Origin of the sequence: Marinobacter fuscus (assembly GCF_003007675.1) — a bacterium.
GTDB classification, from domain to species: domain Bacteria; phylum Pseudomonadota; class Gammaproteobacteria; order Pseudomonadales; family Oleiphilaceae; genus Marinobacter; species Marinobacter fuscus.
The window spans coordinates 43663-59153 of record NZ_PXNP01000097.1; the positions used below are offsets into that span (position 1 = coordinate 43663).

Annotated in this window: 12 protein-coding genes; 2 read left to right on the forward strand and 10 right to left on the reverse strand. The window is 56.4% G+C overall.

Features of this window, described 5'->3' with window-relative positions:
* Positions 1–15: 15 nt before the first annotated feature.
* From C7H09_RS13255 to sdhC, 10 genes are all read right to left on the reverse strand, one after another.
* On the reverse strand, positions 16–1230 hold the full coding sequence (locus C7H09_RS13255; RefSeq protein WP_106763750.1) for a tryptophan--tRNA ligase: 1215 nt from the start codon (positions 1228–1230) through the stop codon (positions 16–18).
* Positions 1231–1428: 198 nt separating this feature from the next.
* The gene (gene sucD, locus C7H09_RS13260) at positions 1429–2301 is read right to left on the reverse strand and encodes a succinate--CoA ligase subunit alpha (RefSeq protein WP_106763440.1); all 873 of its coding nucleotides are present in this window, start codon (positions 2299–2301) and stop codon (positions 1429–1431) included.
* On the reverse strand, positions 2301–3467 hold the full coding sequence (sucC, locus tag C7H09_RS13265) for an ADP-forming succinate--CoA ligase subunit beta (RefSeq protein ID WP_106763443.1): 1167 nt from the start codon (positions 3465–3467) through the stop codon (positions 2301–2303). The genes sucD and sucC overlap by 1 nt, the downstream gene beginning before the upstream one ends.
* Before the next feature lie 197 nt (positions 3468–3664).
* A complete protein-coding gene (gene lpdA / locus C7H09_RS13270; RefSeq protein ID WP_106763446.1) occupies positions 3665–5107 on the reverse strand; it encodes a dihydrolipoyl dehydrogenase in 1443 nt (480 codons plus the stop codon).
* A 36-nt stretch (positions 5108–5143) separates the two neighbouring features.
* Positions 5144–6349, reverse strand: a complete 1206-nt coding sequence (gene odhB, locus C7H09_RS13275; RefSeq protein ID WP_106763448.1) for a 2-oxoglutarate dehydrogenase complex dihydrolipoyllysine-residue succinyltransferase — start codon at positions 6347–6349, stop codon at positions 5144–5146.
* A gap of 25 nt (positions 6350–6374) precedes the next feature.
* On the reverse strand, positions 6375–9212 hold the full coding sequence (locus tag C7H09_RS13280) for a 2-oxoglutarate dehydrogenase E1 component (RefSeq protein ID WP_106763451.1): 2838 nt from the start codon (positions 9210–9212) through the stop codon (positions 6375–6377).
* Positions 9213–9529: 317 nt separating this feature from the next.
* Complete coding sequence (locus C7H09_RS13285) at positions 9530–10234, reverse strand: succinate dehydrogenase iron-sulfur subunit (RefSeq protein WP_106763453.1); 705 nt, start codon at positions 10232–10234, stop codon at positions 9530–9532.
* A 15-nt stretch (positions 10235–10249) separates the two neighbouring features.
* Positions 10250–12022, reverse strand: coding sequence for a succinate dehydrogenase flavoprotein subunit (gene sdhA, locus C7H09_RS13290; protein WP_106763456.1), 1773 nt, complete (start codon positions 12020–12022; stop codon positions 10250–10252).
* Positions 12023–12025: 3 nt separating this feature from the next.
* The gene (sdhD, locus tag C7H09_RS13295) at positions 12026–12367 is read right to left on the reverse strand and encodes a succinate dehydrogenase, hydrophobic membrane anchor protein (RefSeq protein WP_106763752.1); all 342 of its coding nucleotides are present in this window, start codon (positions 12365–12367) and stop codon (positions 12026–12028) included.
* Positions 12364–12741 (reverse strand): succinate dehydrogenase, cytochrome b556 subunit, encoded by a 378-nt coding sequence (sdhC, locus tag C7H09_RS13300; RefSeq protein ID WP_106763458.1) that lies wholly within the window; start codon positions 12739–12741, stop codon positions 12364–12366. The genes sdhD and sdhC overlap by 4 nt, the downstream gene beginning before the upstream one ends.
* A gap of 481 nt (positions 12742–13222) precedes the next feature.
* Between sdhC and gltA the strand changes: the two genes are divergently transcribed.
* The gene (gene gltA, locus C7H09_RS13305; protein ID WP_106763460.1) at positions 13223–14497 is read left to right on the forward strand and encodes a citrate synthase; all 1275 of its coding nucleotides are present in this window, start codon (positions 13223–13225) and stop codon (positions 14495–14497) included.
* A gap of 58 nt (positions 14498–14555) precedes the next feature.
* Positions 14556–15473, forward strand: coding sequence for an NAD(P)-dependent oxidoreductase (locus C7H09_RS13310; protein WP_116704454.1), 918 nt, complete (start codon positions 14556–14558; stop codon positions 15471–15473).
* Positions 15474–15491: the final 18 nt, after the last annotated feature.

Here is a 15491-nt window from a genome sequence, read left to right on the forward strand (position 1 = left end):
GACTCCCCGCCTGGCTCAGCGATAGCTGAGCCCCATGGCTGATCGCACTTCGTCCAGGGTATCCCTGGCCGCATCGCGGGCTCGCTCGCGCCCTTCCTGCAGAATCGACTGAACCAGATCCGGGCTGTTTTCATATTCCCGGGCCCGTTCGTGCAATGGCCGCTGTTCTTCAATGATGGCGTCGATCAGCGGTTTCTTGCAGTCGAGGCAACCAATGCCCGCGCTGCGACAGCCCACCTGCACCCATTCGCAGGTTTTCTCGTCGGAATAGACTTTGTGCATGCCCCAGACCGGACACTTCTCGGGCTCACCCGGATCGGTGCGGCGCACACGCTGGGGATCGGTCTGCATGGTACGGATTTTCTGGGCGACACTGTCAGGGTCTTCGCGCAAACCAATGTAGTTATTGTAGGACTTGGACATTTTCTGGCCGTCCAGACCCGGCATTTTCGATTCCGGCGTCAGCAGAGGCTGGGGTTCCGGCAGAATCACCTTACCGCCGCCCTCAATGTAACCATACAAGCGCTCGCGATCGCCCAGGGAAATATTCTGTTGCTCTTTCAACAGAGCGCGCGCAGTCTCCAGGGCATCGTTGTCGCCCTCTTCCTGATAGCGCTTTTTCAGGTTCCGGTAGATCTTGGCGTTTTTCTTGCCCATTTTGACGATGGCCGCCTCTGCCTGCTCTTCAAACCCTGGCTCCCGGCCATAGATGTGATTGAAGCGACGGGCGATTTCCCGAGTGATTTCAACATGCGAAACCTGGTCTGCGCCCACCGGCACACGGCCAGCGCGGTACATCAAAATGTCGGCGGTCTGCAACAGCGGATAGCCCAGGAAGCCATAGGTGGCCAGGTCTTTTTCCCGCAGCTTTTCCTGCTGATCCTTGTAGGTGGGAATACGCTCCAGCCAGCCCAGAGGGGTAATCATCGACAGCAACAGGTGCAGCTCCGCATGCTCCGGCACCTGGGACTGGATGAACATGGTGGACGAGCCGGGGTTTACGCCCGCCGCCAGCCAGTCGATCACCATGTCGTGGACACTCTGTTCAATCCCGGAGGGATCGTCGTATTGAGTGGTCAGGGCGTGCCAGTCAGCCACAAAGAAGAAGCACTCGTACTCGTGCTGGAGTTTCACCCAGTTCTTCAGCACACCGTGGTAATGACCGAGGTGCAGCTTGCCGGTCGGACGCATGCCGGACAATACTCTCTGCTGGGAATCGACAGAACTCAAAGCACGAACTCCTTCTTTCTGTTTATAAGACGCCTGATACGCCGGGCCCGGAACGGGGCTGGCATCAGGCTGACCGGGCATTATAGTCGCTACCGGAGCTTGCGTTAAGCAAAGCCGTTCAAAACCACGGTTTAAAAACGCAAAACCCCCGGTATTCATGCGAATCCGGGGGTTTTGGTGAAGCTCAGAAACCGTGGTTTACCAGCCGGTAACTTCCTTCAGTGCCTTGCCAATTTCAGCCAGGCTGCGAACGGTTTTCACACCGGCGTCTTCCAGAGCGGCAAACTTCTCGTCTGCTGTGCCCTTACCGCCAGAAATGATGGCGCCCGCGTGGCCCATACGCTTGCCCGGAGGTGCAGTGACACCGGCAATGTAGGAAACCACTGGCTTGGTGACATTCTCTTTGATGAACGCCGCCGCTTCTTCTTCCGCAGTACCGCCGATCTCACCGATCATCACAATAGCTTCTGTTTCAGGATCTTCCTGCAGCAGCTTGAGAATGTCGATGAAGTTGGAACCGGGAATCGGGTCACCACCGATGCCAACGCACGTGGACTGGCCGAAGCCGAAGTCTGTGGTCTGCTTGACCGCTTCGTAAGTCAGGGTGCCGGAACGGGACACGATGCCAACCTTACCCTTCTTATGGATATGGCCGGGCATGATGCCAATCTTGCACTCGTCCGGAGTGATCAGGCCCGGGCAGTTGGGGCCGATCATGCGAACGCCTTTGCGGTCTACGTATTCCTTGGCGTACAGCATATCGATGGTCGGGATGCCTTCAGTGATACAGACGATCAGCTGAATCCCGGCATCCGCCGCTTCGATGATGGCATCTTTACAGAAAGGTGCCGGAACATAGATAACGGTCGCTTCTGCACCGGTCTTCTCAACCGCTTCGCGAACGGTGTTAAATACCGGCAGACCCAGATGCTCAGTGCCGCCTTTACCGGGGCTTACACCACCGACCATTTTGGTGCCGTAGGCTACCGCCTGCTCGGAGTGGAATGTTCCCTGCGCGCCGGTAAAGCCCTGGCAGATAACCTTGGTGTCTTTGTTAATCAGGATACTCATTACTTACCCCCTGCGGCTTTAACGACTTGCTCTGCGGCGTCCGCCAGGCTGGTGGCGGCAATGATGTTCAGGCCACTCTCAGCGAGTACCTTGGTACCCAGCTCAGCGTTGTTGCCTTCAAGGCGAACCACAACCGGCACCTTAACACCGACTTCTTTCACCGCACCGATAATGCCCTCTGCAATCATGTCACAGCGAACGATACCACCGAAGATGTTAACCAGAACGGCCTGTACAGCGTCGTCAGACAGGATGATCTTGAACGCTTCGGAAACACGCTCTTTGGTTGCACCGCCGCCAACGTCCAGGAAGTTGGCAGGCTGGCCGCCAGACAGCTTGATGATGTCCATGGTACCCATGGCCAGGCCTGCGCCGTTAACCATGCAGCCGATGTTACCTTCCAGCGCCACGTAGTTCAGTTCCCACTTGGCCGCTTCGGCCTCACGGGCATCTTCCTGTGAAGGGTCGTGCATTTCGTGGATTTTCTTCTGGCGGTACAGTGCGTTACCGTCAATACCGACTTTCGCGTCCAGGCAGTGCAGGTCACCCGCCGGCGTGATGACCAGCGGGTTGATTTCAACCAACGCCAGGTCGCACTCTTCAAACAGCTTTGCCAGACCCAGGAAGATTTTGGTGAACTGTCCAATCTGCTTGCCTTCCAGGCCAAGCTTGAACGCCAGTTCGCGACCCTGGAACGGCTGTGCGCCTACCAGCGGATCGACTTCGGCCTTCAGAATTTTTTCAGGCGTTTCTTCGGCAACCTTCTCGATTTCCACACCACCTTCGGTGGACGCCATGAACACGATACGACGCGTGCCACGATCGACAACCGCACCCAGGTACAGTTCCTGGTCGATGTCGGTGAGGGATTCAACCAGAATCTTGCTGACCGGCTGGCCGTTCTCGTCGGTCTGATATGTTACCAGGTTCTTGCCCAGCCACTTTTCAGCAAACTCACGGATCTCGTCTTTGCTCTTGACCAGCTTGACACCGCCAGCCTTGCCGCGACCACCAGCGTGTACCTGGGCCTTCACAACCCACGCGTCGCCGCCGATTTCATCTGCCGCTGCAACGGCGTCTTTTGGGGTGTCGCAGGCAATGCCTTTGGACACAGGCAGGCCGTACTCAGCGAACAGCTGCTTGCCCTGATATTCGTGCAAATTCATAGTTAATGTCCCGTCTATTGATGGAGGATAACCACGTACGGATATGAACCCGTCAGAGTTCCCGCTTGGATACCTCTGAAACGAATTCGTTCTGGCGGGCCCAGGATTACCGCAGCCCACCGGTTACGCAATCGAAAAACCTGCCGTTATGATGGCAGAGGGGCGCCGCAAGTGGCGCCCCATGTTTCGACGATGCGTTACTTCTTTTTGCGACGGTTGGCGACGTGAATCGCTCCGCCTGCGACTGCCAGGGCCGCTTCGTGCACAGACTCGGACAGAGTCGGGTGCGCAAAGCAGGTCAGAGCCAGATCCTCGGCACTGGAACCGAACTCCATGGCGATCACGCCCTGGGCCACGATTTCAGACGCCTGAGGCCCAACCACGTGGAAACCCAGAATGCGGTCGGTTTTGGCATCGGCGATGATTTTCACCAGGCCGGACGCTGCGTTTGCTGCCATCGCACGACCGTTGGCGGCAAACGGGAAGGTGCCCACATTGTACTCTTCACCCTCAGACTTCAGCTGTTCTTCCGTCTTGCCAACCCAGGCAACTTCCGGGAAGGTGTAGATCACATTCGGGATGCAGTCGTAGTTCACCTGCGGCTTGTGCCCGGCGATACGCTCCGCCACCATTACGCCCTCTTCTGACGCTTTGTGGGCCAGCATTGGGCCACGCACCACATCACCGATGGCCCAGACACCCGGGGCTTCGGTCTTGCACTTGTCGTCAACAAAGATGAAGCCGCGCTCATCCATCTTGACGCCGGAATCTTCAGCCAGCGCACCATCGGTATAGGGGCGACGGCCAACGGCAACAATCAGCTTATCGAACTTGGCTTCCTGCTTACCCTTGCCATCCTCGTAGGTTACGTTAACCAGCTTGCGCTTGACTTCCGCACCGGTCATACGGGCACCCATAACGATGTTCAGGCCCTGCTTCTGGAACTGCTTGAGAGCATCTTTGGCGAGCTGCTGATCCACTGCGGGCAGGAAGCTGTCCTGCGCTTCAATCACCGTCACTTCAGAGCCCAGGCGAGCCCAAACGCTACCCAGCTCAAGACCAATCACGCCCGCGCCGATGACGCCAAGCCGCTTGGGTACTTCAGAGAATTCCAGAGCGCCCTCAGAATCGACAATGTGTTCACCATCGAACGGTGCCGGCGGAATCTCGATAGGCCTGGAGCCCGTGGCGATAATGACGTTGTCGGCTTCGTAGGTCTTGGTTTTGCCATCCTTGTCGGTGACTTCAACCTTGCGACCTGCCAGCAGCTTGCCGTGGCCATGAATGGAGGTAACGCCATTGGCTTTGAACAGACCGGCAATGCCGCCCGTCAGCTGCTTAACAATACCGTCTTTGCGCTCCATCATTTTGGCGACGTCGATTTCAACGCCTTTGGTCTTGATACCAAAACCTTCAAAGTCGTGGTTCGCCTCTTCAAACTTGTGAGTCACTTCCAGCAGCGCTTTGGAAGGGATACAACCCACGTTCAGACACGTACCACCCAGAACCTGACTTTTGCCGTCGTTACCGGTCCAGGTTTCTACACACGCGGTTTTCAGACCCAGCTGTGCCGCCTTGATGGCAGCAACATAACCGCCGGGGCCTGCACCAATGACAATAACGTCGAATTTATCAGACATAATTTTTCCTGTTGTTAAAATTCGTTGAGTGTCAGCTTACACATCCAGCAGGATGCGTGCAGGGTCTTCCAGCATTTCCTTGATGGCTACCAGGAACTGTACTGCCTCTTTACCATCGATCATGCGGTGATCGTAAGACAGAGCCAGATACATCATTGGCAGGATCTCAACCTTGCCATTCACTGCCATCGGGCGCTCCTGGATCTTGTGCATACCCAGAATCGCAGTTTGTGGCGGGTTCAGGATCGGGGTTGAGATCAGTGAACCGAAGATACCACCGTTAGTGATGGTAAAGGTACCACCGGTCATGTCCTCGATCGCCAGCTTGCCCTCTTTGGCCTTGGTGCCATACTCGACAATCTTCTTCTCGATGTCCGCAAGGCCCAGTGCGTCTGTGTCACGAACCACCGGCACAACCAGACCGCGGTCGGTAGACACCGCTACACCGATATCCTGGTAGCCGTGATACACCATATCGTTGCCGTCGATCGACGCATTCACCGCCGGGAAGCGCTTGAGGGCTTCAGTGGCAGCCTTGGTGAAGAACGACATAAAGCCCAGCTTGATACCATGACGCTTCACAAAGCTGTCCTGATACTGCTTGCGCATCTCCATGATCGGCGCCATGTTCACCTCGTTGAAGGTGGTCAGCATGGCGGCGGTCTGTTGGGCGTCTACCAGACGCTTGGCGATGCTGGCACGCAGGCGGGTCATGGGAACACGCTTTTCGGGGCGCTCGCCCTGAGCCAGTTCCACAGACGGCGCGCTGGCGGCAGTGGGTGCTTTGGCCGCGCCCTTGTTGCCATCGATGTGCGCCTGCACGTCTTCTTTGGTTACCCGGCCGTCTTTACCCGTGCCTTTGACGGAGTTCGGGTCGATGCTGTTCTCTTCTGCCAGCTTGCGGGCTGCCGGGCTCAGAATGGCGTCGCCGGATGCGGCTTCAGCCTTCTCTTCAGCTTTCGGCTCTTCGGACTTGGCTGCGGCGGGCTTGGCCTCACCGGCCGCACCTTCCTTGAACTTGCCAATCAGCTCACCGCTTTCAACGGTGTCGCCTTCGTTCTTGACGATTTCTTCGATTACGCCATCAGCTGGTGCAACCACTTCAAGCACAACCTTGTCGGTTTCGATATCGACAATCAGCTCGTCACGGGAGCAGGCCTCACCCGGCTGCTTGTGCCAGGTCGCGACGGTGCCTTCGGCGACCGACTCAGGGAAAACGGGGGCTTTAATCTCTGTAGACATTACAATTCCTTAGTTCGGTAGCTCGTCAGATTTCGAACGCGTCGTTAACCAACTTCTTCTGCTCTTCAATGTGGACAGACATATGGCCACAGGCAGGAGCGGCGGAAGCTTCACGACCGGCATACTGAAGGTAAAGCTTGGGGTTCAGGCGCTGCAGTGCGTTGCGCATATGGTGCTGACTGCAGTACCAGGCGCCCTGGTTCATTGGTTCTTCCTGGCACCAGACTACATGCTTGAGCTTGGGGTACTGGCCAAGAATCTCATCCAGATCGTCCGCCGGGAACGGATACAGCTGTTCGATACGGACAATAGCCACATCATCGCGCTCGTCTGCTTTCTTCTTTTCCAGCAAATCATAGTAGACCTTGCCGCTGCAGAGAATCATGCGGGTGACTTTTTTGGTATCCGGCGCTTCTTTCTCGGGCAGTACCGTCTGGAAGGTGCCGGAGGTCAGATCGTCCAGATCAGAAATCGCCTCTTTATGGCGCAGCAGACTCTTGGGCGTGATGGCAACAAGAGGCTTGCGCAGAGGGCGCTTAACCTGACGGCGCAGCATATGGAAGACCTGCGACGGCGTGGTCGGCACGCACACCTGGATGTTGTGCTCGGCACACAGTTGCAGGAAGCGCTCCAGGCGCGCGGAGCTGTGCTCTGGCCCCTGCCCTTCGTAGCCGTGCGGCAGCAACAAAGTCAGGCCACACAGGCGGCCCCACTTGTGCTCACCACTGGTCAGGAACTGATCGATCACCACCTGAGCACCGTTGGCGAAGTCGCCAAACTGGGCTTCCCAGACAATCAATGCGTTGGGCGTAGTCGTGGCGTAGCCATATTCGAAAGCCATAACGGCCTCTTCCGACAGGAAGGAGTCATAGATATCGAACGCGGGCTGATCCTCGCTCAGGCTCTGCAGTGATACGTGCGTAGAGCCGTCTTTCTGGTTGTGCAGAACCGCATGGCGATGAGAGAAGGTGCCACGACCAACGTCCTGACCGGTCAGGCGGATCGGGTGCCCTTCGTTCAGCAGGGTGGCGTAGGCCATCATCTCGCCATAACCCCAGTTCAGGGACAAGGCGCCAGCGGTCATTTTTTCGCGATCATTAACGATCTTGGAAACCTGACGCTGAATGCTGAAACCTTCGGGGGTTTCGGTCAGTTTCTTGCCCAGCTTCTGAACGGTCTTGAGACCAACGCTGGTTTTACACTTGGCAGTCCACTGATGCCCCAGATACGGAGCCCAGTCAACGTAGAGCTCCTTGTTCGGCTCCTTGACCAGGGATTTGACCACGTGATCGCCTTTGTCGAGCGCGTCCCGGTAGTCGGTTTCCATTTGCTTTGCTTCGTCTTCCGAGATAACCCCTGCTGCCACCAATTGTTCGGCATAAATGCCGCGGGTGGTCTTGAGCTTGCGGATTTTCTCGTACATCAACGGCTGGGTTGCTGCCGGCTCGTCGGCTTCGTTGTGGCCACGTCGACGGTAGCAAACCAGGTCAATCACCACATCGCGCTTGAACTCGTTGCGATAATCCATGGCCATCTGGGTGGCAAACATAACGGCTTCGGGGTCGTCCGCGTTCACGTGCAGAATCGGTGCCTGAACCATTTTGGCAACGTCGGTGCAGTATTCGGTTGAACGGGCGTCTTCCTGCTTGCTGGTAGTGAAGCCAACCTGGTTGTTGATGACGATGTGGATGGTACCGCCCACGCCGAAACCACGGGTTTGCGACATCTGGAAGGTTTCCATGACCACACCCTGCCCCGCAAAGGCAGCATCACCGTGCATCACGATTGGCAGTACCTGACTGCGATCGGTATCGCCACGGCGATCCTGGCGGGCACGAACTGACCCTTCAACCACCGGAGAAACGATTTCCAGGTGGGACGGGTTAAAGGCCATGGCCAGGTGCACTTCACCGCCAGGGGTCATCACGTTGGATGAGAAACCCTGGTGATATTTAACGTCACCGGAGCCGGAATCCGCGAGTTTTTTGCCCTCGAATTCGTCAAACAATTCTTTCGGGTTTTTGCCGAGCGTGTTCACCAACACGTTCAGGCGACCACGGTGGGCCATACCCAGTACAATTTCCTTGGTGCCATAGGAGCCGGCACGCTGGATCAACTCATCCAGGCAAGGAATCAGGCTTTCACCGCCCTCAAGGCCAAAGCGCTTAACACCCGGGTAACGGGAGCCCAAGTACTTCTCCAGACCTTCTGCTGCGGTCAGGCGCTCCAGAATGTGCTTGCGGGTATCGGCTTCATACTCGGGGCGGGAGCGCACAGGCTCCATACGCTGCTGGAACCAACGCTTGATGCGGGTATCCACCACGTGCATGTATTCCGCGCCGATGCTTTCACAATAAGTCTGACGGAGGCCCTGGACAATGTCGCCGAGTTTCATGGTTTCGGCGCCCAGATTCAGGGAGCCTGTCTGGAATTCGAGATCTTCGTCAGATTCGTACAATTCGTGGAATCGGGGATCGAGATCTTCTACCTGAGGACGCTGCCAGACGCCCAGCGGATCAAGCTTTGCTTCCTGGTGACCGCGGAAACGGAAAGCGTTAATCAACTGGAGAACACGAATCTGCTTCTTGTCGGCATCAGAGGTTGCCGCTGCAGGAACTCCACCGCTTGCGAGGAAGCGCTGATTCCGGGAGATGTGCTCAAACTGTTCACGGATTGTGGAATGGACAATATCGCGGCCTTTATAGCCATCGACGCTGGGGAGTTTGTCGAAATAACTCCGCCACTCTTCGGGAACTGAATTAGGGTCTGTCAGGTAGGTTTCGAAAAGCTGTTCAACGTAGGCAAGATTTCCACCCTGAAGGTGTGAAGTTTGCCATAACTGCTCCATGATGCTTTCGTGCATTTTGAATAGCTCACCTTGGGCTGGTGCGGGGGAGCGGGTATGGTCGGCCAGGGGTAATTCTCAGTCAATACGGGTTATTACGGCATGACTTTGGCCACCACACCCGGCAAGGATGTTTTCCGTCCCCAATGATTTTTTGTACTCAGCAACACTGCCCGGTGACGGGATAAGCGCACCGGAACAGCGTGCACAAGTTTGAACCCCGCTAAGACTTTTGCCTATAAGCCTTTGGTTGAAGGCCCCGCATTGAGCGAGGCCTTCAGGGGTACTAACCGGTGCCTGGGCACCAGTATAGCTGGTACTGCCAGATTTGCCGGTCAGGTGGCTCTTTGCAGCAACAGATTCCGGATATGACCAATCGCCTTTGTGGGGTTCAGGCCTTTCGGGCACACACTGACGCAGTTCATGATGCCGCGGCAGCGGAACACACTGAACGGGTCGTCCAGATTTGCCAGACGTTCAGCCTGAGCGGTGTCACGACTGTCAGCCAGGAACCGGTAGGCTTGCAACAAACCTGACGGGCCAATGAACTTGTCCGGGTTCCACCAGAACGACGGACAGGCCGTGGAGCAGCAGGCGCAGAGAATACACTCGTACAGGCCATCGAGCTTTTCACGGTCCTCCGGTGACTGCAGACGCTCGATGGCCGGAGCCGGGTTGTCGTTCACCAGGTACGGCATAACCTTTTCGTACTGTTTGTAGAACAGACCCATGTCGACCACAAGATCGCGGATAACCGGCAGGCCGGGCAGCGGGCGCAACACCAACTTGTTCCCTTTGGCCACTTCCGATACCGGCGTAATACAGGCCAGACCGTTTTTACCGTTCATGTTCATCCCATCGGAGCCGCAAACACCTTCACGGCAAGACCGGCGGTATGACATGGAAGGATCTTTCTCCTTCACCAGGTTCAGCACATCAAGAACCATCAAGTCCTTGCCAGCCGGAATCTCCACTTCCACGTCCTGCATATAAGGGGCGTTGTCGGATTCCGGGTTATAGCGATACAGACTTACCAACATTTCGTCATCCCCCTCTTAATAGGTCCGGATTTTCGGCTCGAACATCGGCACTGTCTTGGGCGCAAAGTTCACATCACGCTTGCCAACACGCTTGTCGACCGGGAAGAACATCGAGTGCTTCAGCCAGTTTTCGTCGTCACGCTCGGTGAAGTCGTTACGGGCATGGGCACCACGACTTTCTTTACGCTCGATTGCCGATTTCGCGGTGGCGTAAGCCACTTCGTACAAATTATCCAGTTCCAGCGCTTCGATACGGGCCGTGTTAAAGGCTTTACTGGTATCTGCCAACTTGGTCTTACGAACCCGCTCGCCGATTTCTTCCAGCAACTTCAGCCCCTTCTCCATGCTTTCGCCGTCGCGGAAAACACCGAAGTAGAGCTGCATGCAGTTCTGCAGATCCTTGCGAACCTGCGCGACATCCTCACCCTCACGGGCGCTGTCCAGACGCTCCAGGCGCGCCATGGCACGGGCAATGTCTTCTTCGCTGGCTTCGTCAACCTCAAAACCGCTCCGCAGCTGCTCTTCAATGTGAAGACCTGCCGCACGACCGAATACCACCAAATCCAGCAGCGAGTTGCCGCCCAGACGGTTGGCACCGTGCACCGATACACAGGCCGCCTCACCGCAGGCAAACAGACCCGGAATCGGCTGATCCTGACCGTTCTCGTCCTGAGCCAGAGCCTGACCGCCAACGTTGGTGGCAATACCGCCCATCATGTAGTGACAGGTCGGCACAACCGGGATCGGCTCTTTAACAGGGTCGACGTGGGCAAAGGTGCGTGACAGCTCGCAGATACCCGGCAGACGCAGGGTCAGCGTCTCTTCACCCAGGTGATCCAGCTTCAGCAGCACGTGATCCTTGTCTGGGCCACAGCCACGACCCTCAAGAATTTCAAGAACCATAGAGCGGGCAACAACATCACGACCGGCCAGGTCTTTGGCGTTCGGAGCGTAACGCTCCATGAAACGCTCGCCTTCGGAGTTGATCAGGTAACCACCCTCACCCCGACAGCCCTCGGTGACCAGTGTACCGGCTCCATGAATACCCGTGGGGTGGAACTGCCACATCTCCATGTCCTGCACCGGGAAGCCGGCACGCAGCGCCATGCCGATGCCGTCACCAGTGTTGATCATGGCGTTGGTGGTGGAGGCGTAGATACGACCTGCACCGCCGGTGGCCAGAACCGTGGCTTTGGCTTTGATGTAGCAAACCTCACCGGTCTCAATCTCGATGGCAACCACACCAACCACTTCATTCTTGCCATTTTTTACCAGATCGACAGCGTACCACTCGTTCAGGAACGAGGTGCCACCCTTGAGGTTAGCCTGGTAAAGCGTGTGCAGCAGCGCGTGACCCGTGCGGTCAGCTGCGGCACAGGTGCGCGCCGCCTGAGTCGGATTATCCGGCCCCTTGGACTGCCCACCGAACGGACGCTGGTAAATACGGCCCTGCTCGGTACGGGAGAATGGTAAACCCATGTGCTCCAGCTCAAAAACGGCCTGCGGGCCAACCGAGCACATGTATTCAATGGCATCCTGGTCACCGATGTAGTCAGACCCCTTGACGGTGTCGTACATGTGCCAGCGCCAGTCATCGTTGGGATCTGCGCTAGCGATGGCACAGGTAATACCACCCTGGGCCGATACTGTGTGCGAACGCGTCGGGAAAACCTTGGTAACACAAGCGGTGTTAAGCCCGGATTCGGTCAGCTGAAGAGCGGCTCGCATACCGGCACCGCCACCACCGATCACAATCGCATCGAAAGACATGGTTTTGATGTTAGCCATCGATTAAAGCCCCCAAAGAATCTGAATGCCCCAGACTACATACACAAACATCACGAGCACGCAGGCCGCCTGGAACAGGAAGCGAGGCATCGCAGATTTGATGTAGTCGGTGGAAACGGTCCACAAACCTACCCATGCATGGCCAGCGATAGAGAGTAGCGCCAGCAAGCTGAACACCTTGAACCAACCTTGCGCAAACAGAGCGTTCCATGACTGGTAGTCGACATCTGTTGTGACAAAGAAACCAAGAAGAAACAGCGTGTAAAGAGCCAATACGTAGGCTGTCGCGCGCTGGATGATCCAGTCCTGGATACCGTTTCGGCCAAGATTCGTTACACTGTTCATGCCCATACCCAGACTCCTGCCAGAATAATGAGAACAACGGACACCGCAATGGTTGCTTTCGCGGCCAGGCGACCGGTTTCAAGCTCTTCGGCGATACCCATATCCATCAGCAGGTGCTTGATACCCGCCACCAGGTGGTACAATAGAGCAGACAGGATGCCCCAGATAATCAGCTTCGCCAGGAAGCTGTCCAGCAATTCATTGACCCGGTTAAAACCATCTTCTCCGGAAAGGGAGAGATCCAGACCGTACATCAGGAAAGCAACACCTACGAAGATGATGATGCCGCTGATACGATGCAGAATCGATGTAATGGCTGGCAGGGGAAAATGAAACTTGCCGAGATCGAGATTTACTGGTCGTTTGCTATTCACAGCGCTCTCACACTCTCTCTTGGTTCCGCGAATCCGAAAACTCGGTAGCGGTAGGTTGGTATGTAGGGTTCGGCGATTCGATACGAGACCGATAACCGATTGGCTCAGAAGGGTGGATGGCTACCTGTTAGGTTGCTGGTCTGATGCCTGCGTACAGGGCTATCCCCGATTCCGGGGTACGGATTATAAGGAGACACCCCACTAATTACAAACGGGCAATCCAACGGAAAAGCCTTTAACGCTCCGGTGATACACCGTCGAAAAGGCGTATTGACAGAAAGTCCGGCCATCGCGTAACGGGCCCGGTTCTGGATTTCCCGCATAGACAGATGGCAAGTTTTTTGACGGGTTAGCCAACCCGCGCATTGACAAAAAAAGCTAACGCCCTATATTTTGCCGCCAGTTTTGCCATAATACGCGCTTTCCGCGCACCTCATAAGTAGACGAAGCTGTTTCACAGCCAATCAGACAGGAGAGCACCATGACCGACAGGAAAGCCACGCTCTCGGTGGGAAATAAGTCCATTGAGCTACCGATGTATTCCGGCACCGTCGGCCCAGACGTTATCGACGTTCGAGGCCTGGTACAGGAAGGCGTATTCACCTACGATCCCGGATTTGTATCCACTGCAGCCTGCGAATCAGCCATCACCTACATCGATGGCGCCAACGGTGTACTGCTGCATCGCGGCTACCCCATTGACCAGCTGGCCGAGCAATCGGACTTCCTTGAGGTCTGCTATTTGTTGCTGAATGGCGAACTGCCGAGCGAAGAAGAGAACAAGCGGTTCCACGACACCATTAAAAACCACACCATGCTGCACGACCAGATGCGCAACTTTTTCAACGGCTTCCGCCGTGATGCGCATCCGATGGCCATCATGTGCGGCGTGGTTGGTGCCTTATCAGCCTTCTACCACGACCAGATGGACGTCAGCGACCCCAAGCAGCGTGAAATCACCGGCCATCGCTTGATCGCCAAGATGCCGACCATCGCCGCCTGGTGTTACAAATACTCCGTCGGGCAGCCGTTCATGTACCCGCGGAACGATCTGTCTTACGCCGAAAACTTCCTGCACATGATGTTCGGCACGCCCTGCGAAGACTACAAGCCGAATCCTGTGCTGGCCAAAGCCATGGACAAGATCTTCATCCTGCATGCAGACCACGAGCAGAATGCGTCTACCTCGACGGTGCGCCTGGCTGGCTCTACCGGCGCCAACCCGTACGCCTGTATTGCCTCTGGCATCGCGGCACTTTGGGGCCCGGCACACGGTGGCGCGAACGAAGCCGTTCTGGATATGCTGGCCGAGATTGGCGACGAGTCCAATATCGAAACCTTTATTGCCAAGGCCAAAGACAAAGATGATCCTTTCCGCCTGATGGGCTTCGGACACCGCGTTTACAAGAACTTCGACCCGCGCGCCAAAGTGATGGCCGAAACCGCTCACGAAGTGCTGAGCGAGCTGGGGCTGGAGAACGATCCGCTGCTCAAGATTGCCCAGCGTCTGGAGAAAATCGCCCTGGAAGACGAGTACTTCGTCGAACGCCAGCTTTACCCGAACGTCGATTTTTACTCTGGCATCATCCTCAAAGCGATCGGCATCCCGACCTCGATGTTCACAGTCATCTTTGCAATGTCTCGCACCATCGGCTGGTTCTCCCACTGGAACGAAATGGTCAGCGGCGCTAACCGCATTGGCCGCCCGCGCCAGCTGTACACCGGCTCACCGAAGCGCGACTATCGAAAAAAGTAAACGGAGCGATTGCGTTTTATCTGAAAAAAGCCGCTGATCCAGCGGCTTTTTTTGCACCATGGCAACAGAGAAACGGATCACCGACACGCAGGAGCACACAATGGCAAAGATAGCATTTATCGGCCTTGGCGTTATGGGCTACCCCATGGCGGGCCACCTCGCAAACGCGGGGCATCAGGTTGCGGTCTGGAACCGCACTCTTACCAAAGCCGCGAAATGGGTCAATGAATACCAAGGCATAGCGTGCGAGACGATTGCCGGCGCCGTCAACAATGCCGACTTTGTCGTGACCTGCGTGGGCGCCGACAAAGACCTTACAGAGCTGTTCGAAGGCCCCGAGGGCATCTTGGAAAACGCTGCGCCCGGCGCCATTCTTATCGATCACACCACGGCCTCTGCCAGCATTGCCGAACGGCTTGCCAGGGCAGCCGACCAACGCGGACAGGCATTCATCGACGCACCGGTTTCAGGCGGCCAACAGGGCGCCGAAAATGGCGCCCTTACCATCATGTGCGGAGGATCGGAAGCTGCCTTCAACCGCGCAGCCCCGGTGCTAGCCCCCTATACCCGCGCGATAAACCTGATGGGGCCTGCCGGTAGCGGCCAGAAAACCAAAATGGTCAACCAGATTGCCATTGCCGGGCTCATTCAGGGATTGTCAGAAGCGCTTAATTTTGCCGAACTGGCAGAACTGGATGTCACAAAAGTGGTTGAGGTGATCTCGCAGGGAGCCGCACAATCCTGGCAAATGGACAACCGCTCACATACCATGATTGCCGGTAAGTTCGACTATGGCTTTGCCGTGGACTGGATGCGCAAAGACCTGGGCATTTGTTTGCAGGAGGCTTCCAGAATCAACGCACCGCTGCCCGTCACAGCCCTTGTCGATCAGTTTTACGGCGACGTTCAGGCTATGGGCGGAAGCCGCTGGGACACCTCATCGCTGATTCAGCGTCTACGCCGAGCCCAAGAATAACAAACAAACCTTAAATAA